Source organism: Pedobacter quisquiliarum (assembly GCF_014642175.1).
Classification (GTDB): Bacteria; Bacteroidota; Bacteroidia; order Sphingobacteriales; family Sphingobacteriaceae; genus Pedobacter; species Pedobacter quisquiliarum.
The window spans coordinates 155,822-171,143 of the sequence record NZ_BMIL01000009.1 but is presented as its reverse complement, the minus strand read 5'-3'; the positions used below and the strand labels follow the sequence as shown (position 1 = coordinate 171,143).

Annotated in this window: 17 protein-coding genes and 1 pseudogene; 11 read left to right on the top strand and 7 right to left on the bottom strand. The window is 43.6% G+C overall.

Going from position 1 to position 15,322, the window contains the following annotated elements; all coding sequences use genetic code 11:
* The first annotated feature begins 138 nt into the window (after positions 1 to 138).
* Positions 139 to 831: an ankyrin repeat domain-containing protein gene (locus IEW69_RS14050; RefSeq protein ID WP_188627502.1), complete on the top strand. Its 693-nt coding sequence runs from the start codon at positions 139 to 141 to the stop codon at positions 829 to 831.
* Positions 832 to 1,443: 612 nt separating this feature from the next.
* Here the strand turns inward: IEW69_RS14050 and IEW69_RS14045 are convergent.
* The 3 genes from IEW69_RS14045 to IEW69_RS14035 are packed head-to-tail and all read right to left on the bottom strand — an operon-like array spanning position 1,444 to position 5,036.
* Entirely contained in the window at positions 1,444 to 3,033 is a 1,590-nt protein-coding gene (locus tag IEW69_RS14045) for a hypothetical protein (RefSeq protein WP_188627501.1), read from the bottom strand.
* A gap of 18 nt (positions 3,034 to 3,051) precedes the next feature.
* The gene (locus IEW69_RS14040; protein ID WP_188627500.1) at positions 3,052 to 4,491 is read right to left on the bottom strand and encodes a hypothetical protein; all 1,440 of its coding nucleotides are present in this window, start codon (positions 4,489 to 4,491) and stop codon (positions 3,052 to 3,054) included.
* 32 nt (positions 4,492 to 4,523) lie between these two features.
* On the bottom strand, positions 4,524 to 5,036 hold the full coding sequence (locus tag IEW69_RS14035) for a papain-like cysteine protease family protein (RefSeq protein ID WP_188627499.1): 513 nt from the start codon (positions 5,034 to 5,036) through the stop codon (positions 4,524 to 4,526).
* 264 nt (positions 5,037 to 5,300) lie between these two features.
* Here IEW69_RS14035 and IEW69_RS14030 point away from each other — a divergent pair, with 264 nt between their 5' ends.
* A complete protein-coding gene (locus IEW69_RS14030) occupies positions 5,301 to 5,966 on the top strand; it encodes a helix-turn-helix domain-containing protein (RefSeq protein ID WP_188627498.1) in 666 nt (221 codons plus the stop codon).
* A gap of 195 nt (positions 5,967 to 6,161) precedes the next feature.
* Here IEW69_RS14030 and IEW69_RS14025 read toward each other — a convergent pair whose 3' ends face one another.
* Positions 6,162 to 6,740, bottom strand: a complete 579-nt coding sequence (locus IEW69_RS14025) for a fasciclin domain-containing protein (RefSeq protein ID WP_188627497.1) — start codon at positions 6,738 to 6,740, stop codon at positions 6,162 to 6,164.
* A gap of 193 nt (positions 6,741 to 6,933) precedes the next feature.
* Between IEW69_RS14025 and IEW69_RS14020 the strand changes: the two genes are divergently transcribed.
* Both IEW69_RS14020 and IEW69_RS14015 read left to right on the top strand, forming a co-directional pair.
* Positions 6,934 to 7,308 carry a DUF1304 domain-containing protein gene (locus tag IEW69_RS14020; RefSeq protein WP_229663628.1) on the top strand — a complete coding sequence of 125 codons (375 nt, stop codon included), beginning with the start codon at positions 6,934 to 6,936 and terminating at the stop codon, positions 7,306 to 7,308.
* A 132-nt stretch (positions 7,309 to 7,440) separates the two neighbouring features.
* Positions 7,441 to 7,851 carry a putative quinol monooxygenase gene (locus tag IEW69_RS14015; RefSeq protein ID WP_188627496.1) on the top strand — a complete coding sequence of 137 codons (411 nt, stop codon included), beginning with the start codon at positions 7,441 to 7,443 and terminating at the stop codon, positions 7,849 to 7,851.
* Between the two features lie 18 nt (positions 7,852 to 7,869).
* On the opposite strand, the gene IEW69_RS14010 is transcribed toward IEW69_RS14015, so the two are convergent.
* The gene (locus IEW69_RS14010) at positions 7,870 to 8,370 is read right to left on the bottom strand and encodes a MepB family protein (RefSeq protein WP_188627495.1); all 501 of its coding nucleotides are present in this window, start codon (positions 8,368 to 8,370) and stop codon (positions 7,870 to 7,872) included.
* Positions 8,371 to 8,627: 257 nt separating this feature from the next.
* Between IEW69_RS14010 and IEW69_RS14005 the strand changes: the two genes are divergently transcribed.
* The gene (locus IEW69_RS14005; protein WP_188627494.1) at positions 8,628 to 9,035 is read left to right on the top strand and encodes an SDR family NAD(P)-dependent oxidoreductase; all 408 of its coding nucleotides are present in this window, start codon (positions 8,628 to 8,630) and stop codon (positions 9,033 to 9,035) included.
* Positions 9,036 to 9,081: 46 nt separating this feature from the next.
* Positions 9,082 to 9,243 (top strand): annotated as a pseudogene (locus IEW69_RS14000) (helix-turn-helix domain-containing protein); the annotation flags it as partial.
* Between the two features lie 4 nt (positions 9,244 to 9,247).
* Here the strand turns inward: IEW69_RS14000 and IEW69_RS13995 are convergent.
* Positions 9,248 to 10,270, bottom strand: coding sequence for an LLM class flavin-dependent oxidoreductase (locus tag IEW69_RS13995; protein WP_188627493.1), 1,023 nt, complete (start codon positions 10,268 to 10,270; stop codon positions 9,248 to 9,250).
* A gap of 102 nt (positions 10,271 to 10,372) precedes the next feature.
* The gene (locus IEW69_RS13990) at positions 10,373 to 10,975 is read right to left on the bottom strand and encodes an FMN-dependent NADH-azoreductase (RefSeq protein ID WP_188627492.1); all 603 of its coding nucleotides are present in this window, start codon (positions 10,973 to 10,975) and stop codon (positions 10,373 to 10,375) included.
* 122 nt (positions 10,976 to 11,097) lie between these two features.
* Here IEW69_RS13990 and IEW69_RS13985 point away from each other — a divergent pair, with 122 nt between their 5' ends.
* From IEW69_RS13985 to IEW69_RS13965, 5 genes are all read left to right on the top strand, one after another.
* Positions 11,098 to 11,475 (top strand): winged helix-turn-helix transcriptional regulator, encoded by a 378-nt coding sequence (locus tag IEW69_RS13985; RefSeq protein ID WP_188627491.1) that lies wholly within the window; start codon positions 11,098 to 11,100, stop codon positions 11,473 to 11,475.
* Between the two features lie 167 nt (positions 11,476 to 11,642).
* The gene (locus tag IEW69_RS13980) at positions 11,643 to 12,107 is read left to right on the top strand and encodes a DinB family protein (RefSeq protein ID WP_229663627.1); all 465 of its coding nucleotides are present in this window, start codon (positions 11,643 to 11,645) and stop codon (positions 12,105 to 12,107) included.
* 33 nt (positions 12,108 to 12,140) lie between these two features.
* A complete protein-coding gene (locus IEW69_RS13975) occupies positions 12,141 to 13,724 on the top strand; it encodes a glycoside hydrolase (protein ID WP_188627490.1) in 1,584 nt (527 codons plus the stop codon).
* Between the two features lie 78 nt (positions 13,725 to 13,802).
* Entirely contained in the window at positions 13,803 to 14,594 is a 792-nt protein-coding gene (locus IEW69_RS13970; RefSeq protein WP_188627489.1) for a 3-keto-disaccharide hydrolase, read from the top strand.
* A 160-nt stretch (positions 14,595 to 14,754) separates the two neighbouring features.
* On the top strand, positions 14,755 to 15,318 hold the full coding sequence (locus IEW69_RS13965) for a Crp/Fnr family transcriptional regulator (protein WP_188627488.1): 564 nt from the start codon (positions 14,755 to 14,757) through the stop codon (positions 15,316 to 15,318).
* The last annotated feature ends 4 nt before the right edge of the window (positions 15,319 to 15,322 follow it).

Here is a 15,322-nt window from a genome sequence, read left to right as displayed (position 1 = left end):
CTAAATTCGAGCGAGTATTACACAACTGATTCAAAACTTTTGTCCAACTAATAAGGGGTCGGTGCACTTTTTTCTATACAAGCATGCGCACAACGGAATAGAAATGTAGATGCCTTTGAAAGTACCGGGGCTTATGAGTTGGCTCAAGCAGTAAGTAACGAGGACCTATCTAAAATTGAAAAAATAGTAAAACAAAATCCCAAGTTGTTAAATGTTATATCAGCATCTGGATTTAATGTACTGATGCTATGTTTGTATATTGAAAAGTTCGCTTCTTTTAAAAGGTTAATAGAATTGGGAGCTAACTCGAATTCTATCAACCCTTACACCAAGCATAGCGTGTTAATTGAAGCTTGCAAACCATTTGGAACTAGCTTAGAGTGGAGAACAGATAATAGATATGCTGAACTTTTATTAATGAAAGGAGCAGATCCAAATTATGCAGTCGAACAAGACTTTACGAATGAGCAAAGGGTAAATATTAGTGCAACCTCACCAATATTTCGGGCATCCAGATTGGATTTGGGACTGGTTAAAACCTTAGTTCGGTTTGGAGCTGACTATGAAAAACGTATTGGAGGCACAAAACCTTTCGCACAAGCAGTAACCTTCAAAAAGTTTGCTATAATTAATTATTATATCGACAGTTTAAAAATAGATCTAAAGGCCCCTTTAACAATCGGAACTTCTGATAGCCTATTCGTACAAGATTATATTGACAAGTTTATGGCTTATCAGGGGGGAACTGAAGGGTATGAGCTCAAACAAAAGCTGATTAAACGATTAACAGCGAAAGGCATAGACTTTAAAAATCATAAATATAAGCTGTAAGAAAGTCTATGAATTCAGTTGTACTAAGCCCTAAGTATAATTGATGCTGCTAGCAGAATTAACGAAGGTTTACAATCAAGGAGCACAGTTGAGTCAATTTCCTATGTGTTACAATATGCTATGAAAAATAAAATAGCATTAAAAAATGTTGTGTCAACTCCTTAGTACTATTACCTGGACAAAGGTTTTCAATCAGTTATCTAATACTCGTTGTTGAGTGTAAAGTGAACTGTTTCACTTTAATAAACGCCTATCAGAAGCCTCTATTCTCCTGAAAAGTTACGATCTGTGATGTGAAGACGGTAAATGCTAATTATACACTTTCCTTTACATTCAATTATAAGATCTTAATTGAGGATCGAAAATTATTATTTTGTTTTCGAGAGCGTTAATTGGATTGGGCAGCCGTATGGCTGTCCTTTTCTTCTTAATTTTTATTCGGAGTAAAATTCATACTTATGCTAGATATAAAAGACCTACTACAGAAAAAATCCAATAGGTTTATTTATTAACCTTATCTTAACATAAGAATAATTACAAGCTTTGTCTCACTGAAACGGTAATTAATTGCGACATTAACTTTGACCATTTTGGCTTGTAGAAGCGCTAGCCTTAGCCCTCCCAGTTTAATTGAAGGTCAGGAGATGGACATTGCGGAAGCTGATTGCAAATGAAAGCAAGTAATTCCATCTCCGGAGTACTAATCACTGTTGCTGAAGGCGTGGGCGCGGCCACCATATCTGGTTGTGCGTTCAACGTTGTAAATACCTTTGGCGACCATGAAGCCTTATAAAACCTTGAAACACGTGCTTTGACGACAGGTTGCTCAGTGGTCTTTAAATTGATCATAGTCGAAGGATGCACTCTTGGATTCACATTTATCATGTTGATTAGGCTAGCGTGGAAGACCGGGTTCACTGCTGGTGCAGCAGAAGTGCTGGATGCATCAATAAGGTTTTTCTTGAGTAACAATTCCTTGGTTTTGAAATGTCTGTCATTTCTTAACTTCAGCACTTCGTTATTTTTTAAAAGCATATTCGTCTGGAAAGCTGGTTTGAGTTTTCGAAATATGAGGTCGAGCAACCCTTTTTTTGTCCCTTGCGGTTCAACTACCGCTTGCTTCATCTCTACCTTAAGATTTCTGACGAATATCATTTTTTGCGGAAACGCAGGAAGTCTCCCGCTGCCAGACCCATCGGCTAGTGGTGCAATCCCGTCTGGTAGTTTCCAGAAACGTTGAAGCAGAAAGTCACTATAATGCAGCCATTCTCGGATAATCTCAACTACAGTATACTCTACACTTAGTTTATTGATGTCAATATTATCATCAGCGACCTCAAATAAATCTTTCAGACTTGCTGGCGCCTTACTGACCAGTGATTGTACTTCAGATTGGTCCAGGCTCAGTTCATGCCAGCCAGCATCATCTTCGAAGAAATTGATTGGTGAAAAGAAAGTGGGGATATAATTCAATTCGTTTGCAAGATGGTCGATTGAAGTCGCTTTTGAAAAGAGTTCATATTCAAGTTTCAGGTCGCCAATTGTTTTGTTAGGTGATGCTGCTGAAAGGGAAAGAAAGTCCCCTAGATATTTTTCTACTTGAGCGCGCTTTCCGGCCGATTCCCAAATTAAAAGGTTCCGTTCAATATCCTTCTTCAATATTGGCTCATCGTTGATCCATTGCTGCTTAACTGCCTCCGATCCATCTCCAGTAGCATTTATATTCGCTAGCGACCTGTTTTTGTATTCACTAACAGCAATCTTATAGAGCTGTTCATACTTATCGTAATTAGCCAGGTTCGTGGTGGTTTCGCCATTAGGAAGTATGATGGGCTCATTTAGATAAGCAATGGCTTTTGCGAACCTAACTTCTTGCTCTGGACCACGTACGTTACTCGCGGGTATGGCATTTTTTAGCGTTTCATGGTAGACTTCCTGCAAAGGTTCGCTTACTGGTCTGATAAAATCTCCTACTTCAGCCACAAAGTTGAAAGTATTTGAGAAGTCGAACATCTTTATCGCTGTATCAATTGGACCAACGCCATATTTGTCCGGTTGCATGAAGTAGAAGTTCTCCTTGGTCACAGGAAAGGCGCCGTTCTGAAATGCTAGAAACTTATTAGATTCACTATTCCCTTGCTTATCTGTTTCAAAGATGAGTTTCATTTTAGTGATGAGGGCAATCGCAATGGTAGGTGTCATGATTTTCTCCGAATTATATCAATCAAATGCAGCATTAGGGTCTGGGTTTGGACAGGTACCCACCAGGCGGTTCACAAAACCAAGTAATTGCATACCCTGGCATTTGATACCTTGTCCGGTGTCTTCCGAATGAAAGTCATGTATTTCCTGTCCTCTGGAATACCCACCCTTAACTCTAAAAGGTCCCCAGCCAGCAGATGCACTCGCATTGAACTGGCTTCTGAAGCTACTAGCTTCCCATGAACCCTTGTCGAACTGGATCTCCAGATCCTTTGCAAAGATGGCATTGGTCGAATAGGCGATGAAACTTCCATTCGGCGGGTTGCCGCCATCAGATAATTGAGGATTGCCAAATGTCCATGTGCCCGGATCTAGCTTCCATCCCCTGCATGAAAAGAGTTCGGTACCAAACCATGGACGGATAATTTTTACTTGTGTCAGGCCGAACTTCATGGAGTAGTTCTGTGTCTGGACGTTGCTGTGCGTTCTTTCGGTGCTACCACCGGCTGAACCACCTGCACTCCAAAGCCCCAGGTTCACGCCACCACCCACATTCCATTTAGTCGTCGTTTTATCGGAGTGACTGGTATATTCATTTTCAGAGAAAGAGAAGTCCATCCAGCTTTGTTTGTAGAAATTAGCAGGGTATAGGCGGACAGGATGAAAAGTGAAGTCGATCATCGACTCTGTGAAAGCGGCTCTGTCGTACACGTCTCGTAGCTCCGCAAACCAAGCCGCCATACTGCGGCCAGTTACCTGCGCAATATATGCTTGCATATCTTCTACTTCGTTCTTGTAGCCAGCACCAGTCCAGCTATTCATTGCAGCCTTCACCTTATTGCGATATATTGGAGCGTTGACCGAGAAGTCCAGTACCGCCTGCTTTTCATCGCTTGTAGCTGCATTTATTCTTTTGAGGTTGTAGAGTAGTGCGGCCTCTTCGTAAGCATATAGCTTTTCAGTATAGGCTTGTAAAACAGGTCCTTCAACAACGCTAGATTTTACTTCGTCGGTCACCAGGTTTTTCTCCTCTTTGATGGTGTAGAGTAACTTCTTGAATTTCTCCATCTTCTCTTTTTCTGTATCGGTAGGAGAAAGGTTGGTTACCTTGGCAAACTTCAGAATATTGCCATAAATTTTACTCAATCGTTCCTGGCTGTTACGATCCATGGTTTGACCTTGATCAGCGTTATAAACCGCGGTCGGGTCTGGTACCAAATCCGAGAACATGGCGAAGTCTGCCGCCTGCATCACCAGCCGGCGCACGTCGTTTGCGTCGGCTCCATTGAAGCCCTTCTCCAGAAACTCAAAATCACTTTCTGAAAAGGGCATTCCTGGCATGATCCAGGAGATAAAACTGTTTCTATTGGCAGGCGCATACTCATCACCACCAGTAATAATCTCATTAAGTTTTCCGAGTGTCGCTTTGATCAGGTCATCGCTGTTGAAAATTGCCATTGCTATTAGGTTTAAGAAAAATCATCGGACAGTTAAAAGTGCATCACCTGAATTCTGGGCGCACCATCTACCGCCTCAAACTTTGAGGCGAAGGTTTCAAAGTCTTCATCATACTCAGTTCCATCTCCTGGATCGACGATGTGGAGGTAAACAGTACCGGATTCGTCCCCACTAATTCCAGAAATGATCCTGGCATGGATGGCAAAGAACTCGCTGGTGTCTTCGTCTGTAATCACGATGACAGGACCGTAACTAACCAACAGGTTGTAAATGCCTTCAGGCGAATAGCATTGGGGATACTCAATGGTCATTCCAGCGGATTCGGCAAAGTCCTGATGGTCGCCGGCGCTTAACCCTTCCTCGCTGTCGAATAAGCTGCGATATTTGTCGCCGGCAATATCCATAGCGGTCTCAATGGCGTAGCTTTGTTGATCGCGCCAAGACATCAGCATGGTCGCTACGGTGGCCCAGCAGGCCATTCCGTTTGGTTGTTGAATCGGGAATATGTATCCCGGTACCTGGTAGTCGGTTATCGTTGTTGACATGATAGATAGTATTGAAATATCTTGTCAAAGGTAATTTCGTAACTGTCTGATGCATAGTATAAATACGACATAAATTAACTATATTGTATCTCCTAAACTCAAATCGTGTTTTTCAAATATTATTGTTGTCACCCGGCATTGAAGGAATTCATCAGTGGAATTTATGTGCTCAATATCGATTTCAGCTTAGTTACCAATCTCTCATCGCTTTATACTTACGTGCCCACCTACACACGTTTTATTTGTTTTTATTTGGAAGATCCTGTGAAGGTGAAAAAGAATGATGGTGAATACGAGATTCGAGCCCGCTCTATCATCATTGGGCCGCAATTAACTTCTGTTTCATTGGACCTGGGTAAAAAGCATAGAAGCGTTATCGTAGGTTTAACACCATGTGGAATGCATCGACTGCTTGGCATTCCACTCGAAGAAATTGTAGACAGAGACTACGACGCGACGCTGATTTTGGGTCCTGAGGTCGAAGAAGTCCTTGACAGGCTGATGGGCGCGAAGACGAATGATGATCAAAACGAGGTGATTCAAAATTATTTCTTGTACAAGCTTTCACAACTCAGGCCTGCCTTGCCCTTTGATAAAGCAATGCTTCAGCAAGTACAAGCCAGGGGCCTTCTGTCGATAGACTTCCTTGCGTCACAATCTTGCCTTAGTGTTCGGCAGTTTGAGCGTAAGACGCTTGAGCGGATTGGCTTCTCACCTAAACTATATGCCAGGATAATCCGCTTCACCAATGCTTACAAGTATAAGGAGTTAAATCCCAACGCTACCTGGAGTGACATTGCTTATCGCTTTGGCTATTTCGATCAGATGCACTTCATCCGCGACTTTAAATGTTTCGCCGGATTTACGCCCCACTTCCTTACTGAAAATGATCTTGTACATTCTGTTCGCTTTCAATCCATAGGAAACTAACCGCACTGTCGGAATTTGCTAGCTAAGTATTTTGAAAGAACATTCAGGAACAGTCCAAGCCTAATGCACAATAGGCTTATGCGCTTTTTAGCGGGATATTTCCGAGCGGAATACCCGGTAAAACAAAAAGGGCAAGCTGACAAATATGTCAGCTTGCCCTTTTCAGGATTTCTGTTCTTCGAACTCAGTAGGAGCTTAGTTTGGCATTAATACAGTGTCTACAACATGTATTACGCCATTTTTTTGCTGAACATCAGCAATCGTTACCGTGCTCATACCATCTTTTTCATCTTTAAGAACGAGTTTACCATCTTTCATCCATGCCCAAAGTTTACCTCCTGCAACGGTTGTAAGTTCGGCTTTGCCATTTCCTTTTTTAATTGCTGCTTGAATCGCTTCGGCGTCCATTTTACCGGCGACTACGTGGTAGGTTAAGATTTTACTTAGCGTGGCTTTGTTTTCGGGCATCACCAAAGATTCCACCGTTCCTTTTGGCAATTTGTCAAAAGCCGAATTTGTCGGCGCAAATACGGTAAAGGGCCCAGCACCTTTTAACGTTTCTACTAAGCCTGCAGCCTTTACAGCAGTAACCAGAGTTGTATGATCTTTGGAGTTAACCGCATTGTCAACGATGTCCTTGGACGGATACATTGCTGCGCCACCTACCATTTTAGTTTTTTCAGTAGTGCTCATCGCAGACTGCGCCTGAACATTCATGTTATTAGCAAAAGAGAATGCTACCACTGCAATTGCGGAGAAAATAATTTTTTTCATTTGTGATTATATTTAAGGTTTGGTTGATTTACGAAAACCCCGCAGTATTGGATTTCAAACTGGTATAATTAGCTAACAGGGGTTCGGGTCTTTACCTCAGTTTTAATCTCAAATGCTGACTTTCAAGACTTCCTCATAGGTGATCAGATCTATTTTTCTTTCTATCTTTAATTACAGTAGATATTAAATAATTATGGATTCTATATACATCATCTCAAAGGTTTTCATCGCAATAGTTGCTACTGAGCACCTGTTCATTCTATGGATGGAAATGTTTGCCTGGGAAACAACCGGTAAAAGAGTTTTTAGAGATGCGCTGCCTGAAGAATTATTTAAGCCCACAAAGGGTTTAGCCGCCAGTCAAGGACTCTACAACGGCTTTTTGTCGGCAGGATTGATATGGAGTCTTTTTATCTCCGATCCAAGCTGGCAAAATAACGTTGCTTGCTTTTTCTTAGCTTGTGTGATAACAGCAGGAGTTTATGGAGCGCTAGTTTCCTCTAAGAAAATTTTCTTCACTCAGGCATTACCTGCAATTATTACTTTGATATTAGTACTGTTGAGTTAGGCTTTAAAACCTTTTGATGTTTTGCCAAATAGGTTAATGGATTTTAGTATTATGGCTTAGGTCCATGGCATAAAAGATCAGAAGATGGACAATCGTGGTAACTGATTGCATATTTATCAAATAAATTAGAGCATGAAAATTAGATTCAAAAGTCTATTAACAATCGCCTTCGTCATGGTGCTACTAACCTTTGATAAGACACCAGCTACCGCTCAGCAGGACAACAGGAAAATAAGGATCGCAAATATTCAGATTGATCCGGTCTATTTGGCCGAGTATAAGGCAGCACTAGCCGAGCATGCAAAGGTAGCCATTCGCGTAGAACCAGGCGTGCTCGCTTTGCAGGCCGTTTACGACAAAGCGCAACCTACTAAGGTGACAGTTTTTGAAGTATACGCCAGTGAAGAAGCATACCAATTTCATTTAAAGACACCTCATTTCCTTAAATATAAAAATGGCACGCTTAAAATGGTGAAGTCTCTTGAACTGGTCGAGGTTGTTCCTATTGAGATAGCAATCAAACCGCAGCTGATTAGAAAATAACATGCTCAGGTTTGCCGGTTAATATGCCGCACTACATATTTTCTGCAACTTTTCTATTGTTTTTTCCTCATCGAATAGCTCGACGAAAAATTCATTCTGCCATTTCTTTGTGCTGAGACCTTGTCTATTAACAGGGACATCCCAGTCAGGGTAAACTCTGAACCCTCGTTTCCCTTCCCTGGCCTCAGCTGTTAGTATTCCCATTCTGGCCAGTATCTTCTTTGGAAAAACAAAAAAACCGCATTGAGGAGCACGCTCAATGAGAATGATGTAAAAGTCAAAATCATCATCCAAATCATATGGCAGGGTGCGGCCCATTGGGTCTCTTTTCCATAACGTCACGAATTGACCTATTTTCTTAGGGGTAATTTTAGCTTTTCTAAATTTTACATGTTTACCTCCAATTTGGAAACTGCAACCAAAGTAGTCCGGACACGCTTTATCCTCCTTTGCATTGACGATTTCAGATCCAAAGGTTTTGAATACAAACGACTCAATTTTAATTAGCTCTTCAAACATGTTTAATTATCATTGTAATTTGTTGCAAGAAATATGTTTCCAGTTCAAAGTATAACATTTATTTCTTTTTTGTGAATAGGATACGCAGTATCTACTGAATGTTCGAGTGGATAGCAATTCATTATCTGTTGCTCGAGATCGTCTTACCGATTTCTACTACTTTCTATGCATTAACCTTTTCAACAAAGAAAGTTGACCCTTTCAACAAAACACAGCACCTGAGAACGCAATAGCTTTGTTATACAAAATTAGCAAAGATGAAAAAGACAGTTTTAATTACAGGTGCTTCGGCTGGAATTGGCAGAGCAACCGCGATTTTTTTAGCAGAACATGGCTACAATGTTTATGGTGCTGCTCGCAGGATCGAGAAAATGGCCGACCTAACCGCTTATGGGATTAAGCCCATCGTACTGGATGTTACGGTGGACCATAGTGTGGAGGCTTGTGTTGAACAAATTATAAATGAGTCTGGCAGCATTGATATTCTGGTGAACAATGCCGGCTTCGGTTCCGAAGGCGCTATTGAAGATGTTACCAAACAAGATGCAAAATATCAAATGGATGTAAACGTCTTTGGGGCTATGCATTTGACGCAGTTGGTGTTGCCAAAAATGCGCGAAAACGGATATGGTAAAATCATAAACATTTCCTCAGTATGCCCATGATCAACCTGTCTGATAATGCGTTTTTAAGAGGCTTCTTCGACTCCTTGCGGAGAAGCGCCTGGAGCAAGCCCACTATTTGATTTCGAAGAAGAACCAACGTCCTTCAGACGTCTATCTTGAAGTTGGATTTGAAAATCTCTCTCATTTTTACTTCGCATTCAAAAAGCTATTTGGACATGCGCCAACGAAGTTGGCTGCACATCAATAGCCTGTTATCGCCAACCCAGCCCTGGTGCCACGTGCTCCAAGATCGAAGACAGGAGGTGAACGTTGTATTCAACGCCTATGGTATTTGGTATGGTTAACAGGATGGTGTCTGCTTCCTGTAATGCTTCATCTTTGGCCAATTCTTCGATCAGTTTATCCGGTTCCGCTGCGTAGCTTTTCCCGAACACCGCTCGTGTACCAGGCTCTATATAACCGAAGCTATCTTTGCCTTTTCCTTGCTGTCCGAAGTAGTACCTGTCCTGATCATTCACAATTGCGAAGATGGAACGGCTTACCGAAACTCTGGCTTCACGAGTATGCCCCGCATTCTTCCAGGCTTCTTTATAAGCTCTGATCTGTTCTGCCTGCTGGATATGGAAGGGTTTACCGTTCTCGTCAAACTTTAACGTAGAGCTTTGCAGATGCATGCCGTTTTCAGCCGCCCAAATGGCTGTTGCATTCGTTGCTGCACCCCACCAGATGCGTTCGCGCAGACCTTCGGCGTGTGGTTCCAGGCGTAACAATCCTGGAGGGTTCGGAAACATTGGATTAGGACTCGGCTGTGCAAAGCCTTTTCCGGAAAGTTTGTCTAAGAAGGCCAGTGCTTTTTCCCGGCCCATATCGGCATCGGTCTGTCCTTCCGCAGGTGCGTAACCGAAATGACGCCAGCCATCAACAACTTGCTCGGGTGATCCTCTGCTAAGGCCCAGTTGCAATCTGCCGCCGGAAATCAGATCGGCTGCGCCGGCATCTTCCACCATATACATTGGGTTTTCATAGCGCATGTCAATCACCCCGGTTCCAATCTCAATCGTGCTGGTCTTCGCACCAATAGCAGATAATAACGGAAAGGGTGATGCCAGCTGTGCGGCAAAGTGATGGACCCGGAAATAAGCGCCATCTACGCCAAGTTCCTCGGCAGCAACAGCCAGATCGATCGACTGTAGTAAGGTGTCGCCTGCAGTTCGGGTGGCGTAAGCAGGGTGATTGGACCAGTGTCCAAATGATAAGAATCCGATTTTCTTCATTGCATCACAAATCTAATGAATTAATATGCACACCAGCAATCCTGCCAAAGATGAATCCAAGCCAGCTGCATGTCGACTGGATTCATCTCAGCAGAGGAAAGCTTAGTCTATGTTTATGCTTTGGATTGCCTTTTCTAAAGCATGCTCCTTAATGCCGGCGATCTTAACACCTTCTACACGGAGTACATCAACTTCAGTCATGCCCAGAAAGCCAAGGAAGGATTTTAGGTAAGGTGCTACAAAGTCGTTCTGCTGACCGGGTCCTTCGGAGTAGACGCCGCCGGAAGACATGGCCACATAGACTTTCTTGCCTTGAATCAGCCCTATAGATCCATGCTCGCCATAGGTAAAGGTAATGCCCGCTCTGGTGATCAGGTCAAGCCATGCTTTTAAGGCAGTATGAATGGTGAAGTTATAAAGCGGTGCACCGATCACGATGATATCTGCTGCCATCAGCTGTTTTACGGCTTCGTCCGAGCAGCGCAGGGATTCCCGGTCTTCTTCCGTAAGCTGCTCACCCGGGGTAAACATGGACTGCAGGATCTTTAGATTGAGATGCGGGAGGTCCAGATCGTTCAGATTTACTTCTTCAACGCTGCTGCCTGGATATTTGTCCGTGATCTTTTCGACTACGGCTTTACCAAGTTTGATGCTGTAGGACGCAGGGCCCTGAATGCTTGAGATTAAATGAAGGATACGTTTCATATTGATTGTGATTTTTAGTTTACATGTTTTTGCTGCACCAAAGGTATCCTCAGCAGCTACTAAAAAGATAGTACTTACCTAAAGGAAAGCGCTTACTTATAGGAAAGTACGTAGCTTTGAGTATGGAAACGATGATCAAGGATTGCGAAATGGTGCTGGGCAAGGAGGAGTGTGCCGGCTCTATGAAACATGTGCTGGATGCGCTCTATGTGCTGGGTGGGAAGTGGAAACTTCCCCTGATTTTAAGCCTTATAGATGGACCGAAGCGCTTCAATGAAATTCAGCATGATCTTAAGGGGATATCGCCAAAGATCCTGGCTAACGAGCTGAAAAATCTGGAGCTTAATGAATTTGTAGAGCGGAAAGTATATGCAACCACCCCGGTGACGATTATTTATGAAGCTACCGAACATAGTGCAACCCTCAGGAAGGTGCTGTATGAGCTAAGTGTTTGGGGTGAGGCGCATCGCGAAAAGATCCGCAACAGCATGAAGAGATAACGTTTCAGGCACCCTGCAGTAAATGCAGGAGTTGTTTTCAGTCAGCACTAGAAAGTTCATGCTGGATGGAGAAATATCCTCACCTGCCTGCCTAGCTTAGCCTACGCAGATTTTACAAACGGATGGGGCCTGCTGTTGTTAAGTTTAACATACATTAAGAACTAACGATGACACTGCTTACCGACACCTTAAACATCATATTCAAACGGGATCTGCTTAAACTGAAGGAAGAGCTAAACCTGTACAACCATGAAGAAAACCTGTGGCGTGTGGAGGGGAACATCTCCAACACCGCAGGTAACCTTTGCCTGCATCTCATCGGGAACTTAAACACTTATATCGGCGACGTGCTGGGGCATACGGGATATGTGCGGAACAGGCCTGAAGAGTTTTCCTTAAAGAATATACCCAGGGAAATGTTACTGGCTGAGCTGGATCGGACCATTAAAGTTATTGAAGACGTTCTGCCCAGACTTACGGAAACGCAACTTGCCGATGAATACCCGCGGCCGGTGTTCGAATATTCAATGACGACCGGGTATTTTCTGGTCCATCTGGCAACTCATCTGAATTATCACCTCGGACAGGTGAATTATCACCGACGATTGCTGGATGTTGATCTACACCTATGATGATTTGAGTATATTGGTGTAAAAGTATTCCCGATGAAATCCCTGAATTTATATCTATCCCTTTCCATTTTGTTGCTTTTCCCGTTCAGCAGTAAGGGGCAAAACCGATCCGTACAGACCCTGGAGATCTCCGTCGACGCTAATAATAAAGCACAAACCATTCACAACTTTGGCGCATCCGGTTGCTGGTTTTCTGAAGGTATTGGTAAGTACTGGCCGGAAGAGAAACGTGAGCGATTGGCGGAATTACTGTTTAGTCGTGCCGAGGCAACGGATGGCAGTTTTAAAGGAATAGGCTTATCTGCATGGCGCTTTAACATTGGCGCTGGTACTGCGGAGCAGGGCGATAGCAGTGGTATCAAGGATTTCCGCAAGCGCGTGGAATCCTTTCTTGCGCCCGATGGAACCTACGACTGGAACAAACAGGCCGGTTACATGTGGTTCGTTAGGAAGGCAAAGGATTATGGCGTGGAAAACCTCATCGCTTTTTCAAATAGCCCACCGGTGCAGTTTACAAAGAATGGCCTTGGCTTTAAAACAGAGAAAGATTATACAACAAACCTGAAAGCCGACAAGTATGAAGCCTATGCTGATTTCCTGACGGAGGTGATCAAACACTTTGATGGGGAGGGACTGCATTTTAAATACATCAGTCCGGTGAATGAACCCCAGTGGGATTGGTCCAATAAACATGGTGAGGCCAGCCAGGAAGGTAGTCCATGGAGCAATGCTGATATCCATAAAGTTGTAGGTAACTTGAATGCATCCCTGGAAAGAAAGCAGCTGAATACGCAGATACTGACCCCGGAGGCGGGTATGCTCACTTACTTGTATGGTGGACAATCAGGAGCTTCAAATCAGATCCAAAGCTTCTTCGGGAATCCTAGTAAAACCAGTCTACAGAACTTTAAACAGGTACCTCGCATCATCGCTGGACACAGTTACTTTACAGAAAATGGCGACAGTGCCATGGTTGCGGTGCGTAAGCATGTGCGGGATACGGCAAGCAAATACCAGCTTGAATACTGGCAATCGGAGTATTCCATGCTTGGGGATGGATTCAGAGAGGGAACGAAGGCCAAGCGCAGTCAGATGGATTGTGCACTTTTTCTGGCGAAGATCATCAATCAGGACCTCACAATTGGTAATGCTGCGGCATGGCAGCTTTGGAATGTTTGGGAACCCGGCAGTGCAGCCTGGGACACACGGTACTACCTGATTGCCTTATCACCCGCCAATCCGGAGTATACAGATGGTGATTTTACCATCACCAAAAATCTTTGGGCAATGGGGAACTACAGCCTTTTTGTGCGACCCGGTATGAAGCGCTTGATAACCAGCAGGAATGATGGTCGCAACGACGTTGAAGTTGCTCAGGATGTGATGGTCTCTGCTTTTAATGGCGGAGCTGATCAGTTGGTGATGGTGTTTGTAAACTACAGTGATCAGCCAAGGACGATCCGGCCGGCATTAAAGAACTTCAAGGCGATAAAAAGTTATAAGACTTATGTGACCACAGCTGACGTAAATGATAACCTGAGGCCCTCGGCATCACAGAAGTTCGGTGGAACGTTCCGCATATTGCCGCGTTCTGTGACGACAGTGGTTTTGAATTAATGGCCTGAGAATTTGTGATTTATTCTAATCTATATCACTATTTTATTTGTAACTTAATCGCAACCTATAATCCAGCAAATGCGTGTCTTTAAACTTACAATCCTGCTGCTCCTGGCATTGACCAGCTTCAAAACCATAAAGGAAGCTGATCGTAAGCCGGAATGGGTAAAGCTGTTCAACGGCAAAGACATTCGGGACTGGTTTGTGAAGATCCACCACCATGAAGTGGGAGAAAATTTTGGGAACACCTTCAGGGCAGAGGATGGAATTATAAAGGTTCGCTATGATCAATATGGTGATTTCAATGATCAGTTCGGTCATCTGTATTACAAGGTTCCATATGCATACTATCATCTTAAATTAGAGTACCGCTTTGTTGGAGAACTGCAAAAAGGCGCACCGGAATATACCTTACGCAATAGCGGCGTAATGTTTCATTCGCAGGACCCGCGAACCATGCCCAAAGAACAAGACTGGCCAATCTCTGTGGAGTTCCAGTTCCTGGGCGGGCTGGGAGATGGTAAGCCACGGCCGACAGGAAACATGTGTTCTCCCGGTACTAAAATCATTTATGAAGGCAAACTAGACGAACGCCACTGTATCAATTCGACATCAAAAACCTATGACGGTGATCAATGGGTTAAGGCAGAGCTCATCGTGCTTGGCGATTCTCTGATTACACACATCATCAATGGGGACACCGTGATGAAGTACTCAAAACCTCAGATTGGTGGAGACGTGGTCAACCGCTATGATCCGGCGATTAAACAGGATGGGAAGTTGTTAAAAAGCGGCTATATTGCGTTACAAAGTGAGGGACAGCCCATCGACTTCAGGAATATAGAACTTAAAGATCTTTCCCGAAAATGAAATACTATTTTTCTGGCCGCATCGCTAATTCTGAGCGCGATCTTTTTGGTCAAACTATTTAGTGGGTTTCGTTCTGCAAAGCCTTGAGTTATTTTAATGTCGGAACATTCCTGCTTAAATCTTTGTTAGCGTACACGTAACTTACGAGCGCGCACACAACATGGAGGAATTTGTAACTTTTATCAGATCAATTGTTGGTATTCACGATTCAGATCTGCAGCTTCTACTTTCCAAATGTGTCAAGCGTTCCGTGCCAAGAGGACAATTAATACTTCGCAAGGGGCAGGTCGCCAGTAAATATTTCTTCATCGTGTCTGGTGGCATCCGGTTTTTTTATGATCAGAATGGACAGGAAATGACGACCTGGATCTCCTTTAAAAATGAGTTCTTTACGGAGATCTCAAGCCTAAATCCACAGCGGCCAACCAGATTCAATATTGAAACCATTGAAGATTCGGAGCTGGTGGTCATTGACAAGAAAGACATGGACTTTCTCTATGCGCATATCTCTGCATGGGAGGTGTTTGGGCGGAAGATCTGGGAGGAAACGTCGGTAAGGATGATCGACCAGATTATCAATTTCCAGACCATGACTGCCGAAGAGCGCTATCTATCATTCATGAATAATCCTGAATTTCTAAAGAAAATCCCCGTGAAGCAGCTGGCAGCGATACTGGGGATCACACCGAATGCACTGAGCCGGATTCGCAAAAACATCAGGTGATTTC

Coding starts and splice junctions, on each gene's coding strand:
- IEW69_RS14045 (WP_188627501.1), bottom strand. CDS start 3,033: ATGACACCTACCATTGCGATTGCCCTCATCACTAAAATGAAACTCATC.
- IEW69_RS14040 (WP_188627500.1), bottom strand. CDS start 4,491: ATGGCAATTTTCAACAGCGATGACCTGATCAAAGCGACACTCGGAAAA.
- IEW69_RS14035 (WP_188627499.1), bottom strand. CDS start 5,036: ATGTCAACAACGATAACCGACTACCAGGTACCGGGATACATATTCCCG.
- IEW69_RS14025 (WP_188627497.1), bottom strand. CDS start 6,740: ATGAAAAAAATTATTTTCTCCGCAATTGCAGTGGTAGCATTCTCTTTT.
- IEW69_RS14020 (WP_229663628.1), top strand. CDS start 6,934: ATGGATTCTATATACATCATCTCAAAGGTTTTCATCGCAATAGTTGCT.
- IEW69_RS14015 (WP_188627496.1), top strand. CDS start 7,441: ATGAAAATTAGATTCAAAAGTCTATTAACAATCGCCTTCGTCATGGTG.
- IEW69_RS14010 (WP_188627495.1), bottom strand. CDS start 8,370: ATGTTTGAAGAGCTAATTAAAATTGAGTCGTTTGTATTCAAAACCTTT.
- IEW69_RS14005 (WP_188627494.1), top strand. CDS start 8,628: ATGAAAAAGACAGTTTTAATTACAGGTGCTTCGGCTGGAATTGGCAGA.
- IEW69_RS13995 (WP_188627493.1), bottom strand. CDS start 10,270: ATGAAGAAAATCGGATTCTTATCATTTGGACACTGGTCCAATCACCCT.
- IEW69_RS13990 (WP_188627492.1), bottom strand. CDS start 10,975: ATGAAACGTATCCTTCATTTAATCTCAAGCATTCAGGGCCCTGCGTCC.
- IEW69_RS13985 (WP_188627491.1), top strand. CDS start 11,098: ATGGAAACGATGATCAAGGATTGCGAAATGGTGCTGGGCAAGGAGGAG.
- IEW69_RS13980 (WP_229663627.1), top strand. CDS start 11,643: ATGACACTGCTTACCGACACCTTAAACATCATATTCAAACGGGATCTG.
- IEW69_RS13975 (WP_188627490.1), top strand. CDS start 12,141: ATGAAATCCCTGAATTTATATCTATCCCTTTCCATTTTGTTGCTTTTC.
- IEW69_RS13970 (WP_188627489.1), top strand. CDS start 13,803: ATGCGTGTCTTTAAACTTACAATCCTGCTGCTCCTGGCATTGACCAGC.
- IEW69_RS13965 (WP_188627488.1), top strand. CDS start 14,755: ATGGAGGAATTTGTAACTTTTATCAGATCAATTGTTGGTATTCACGAT.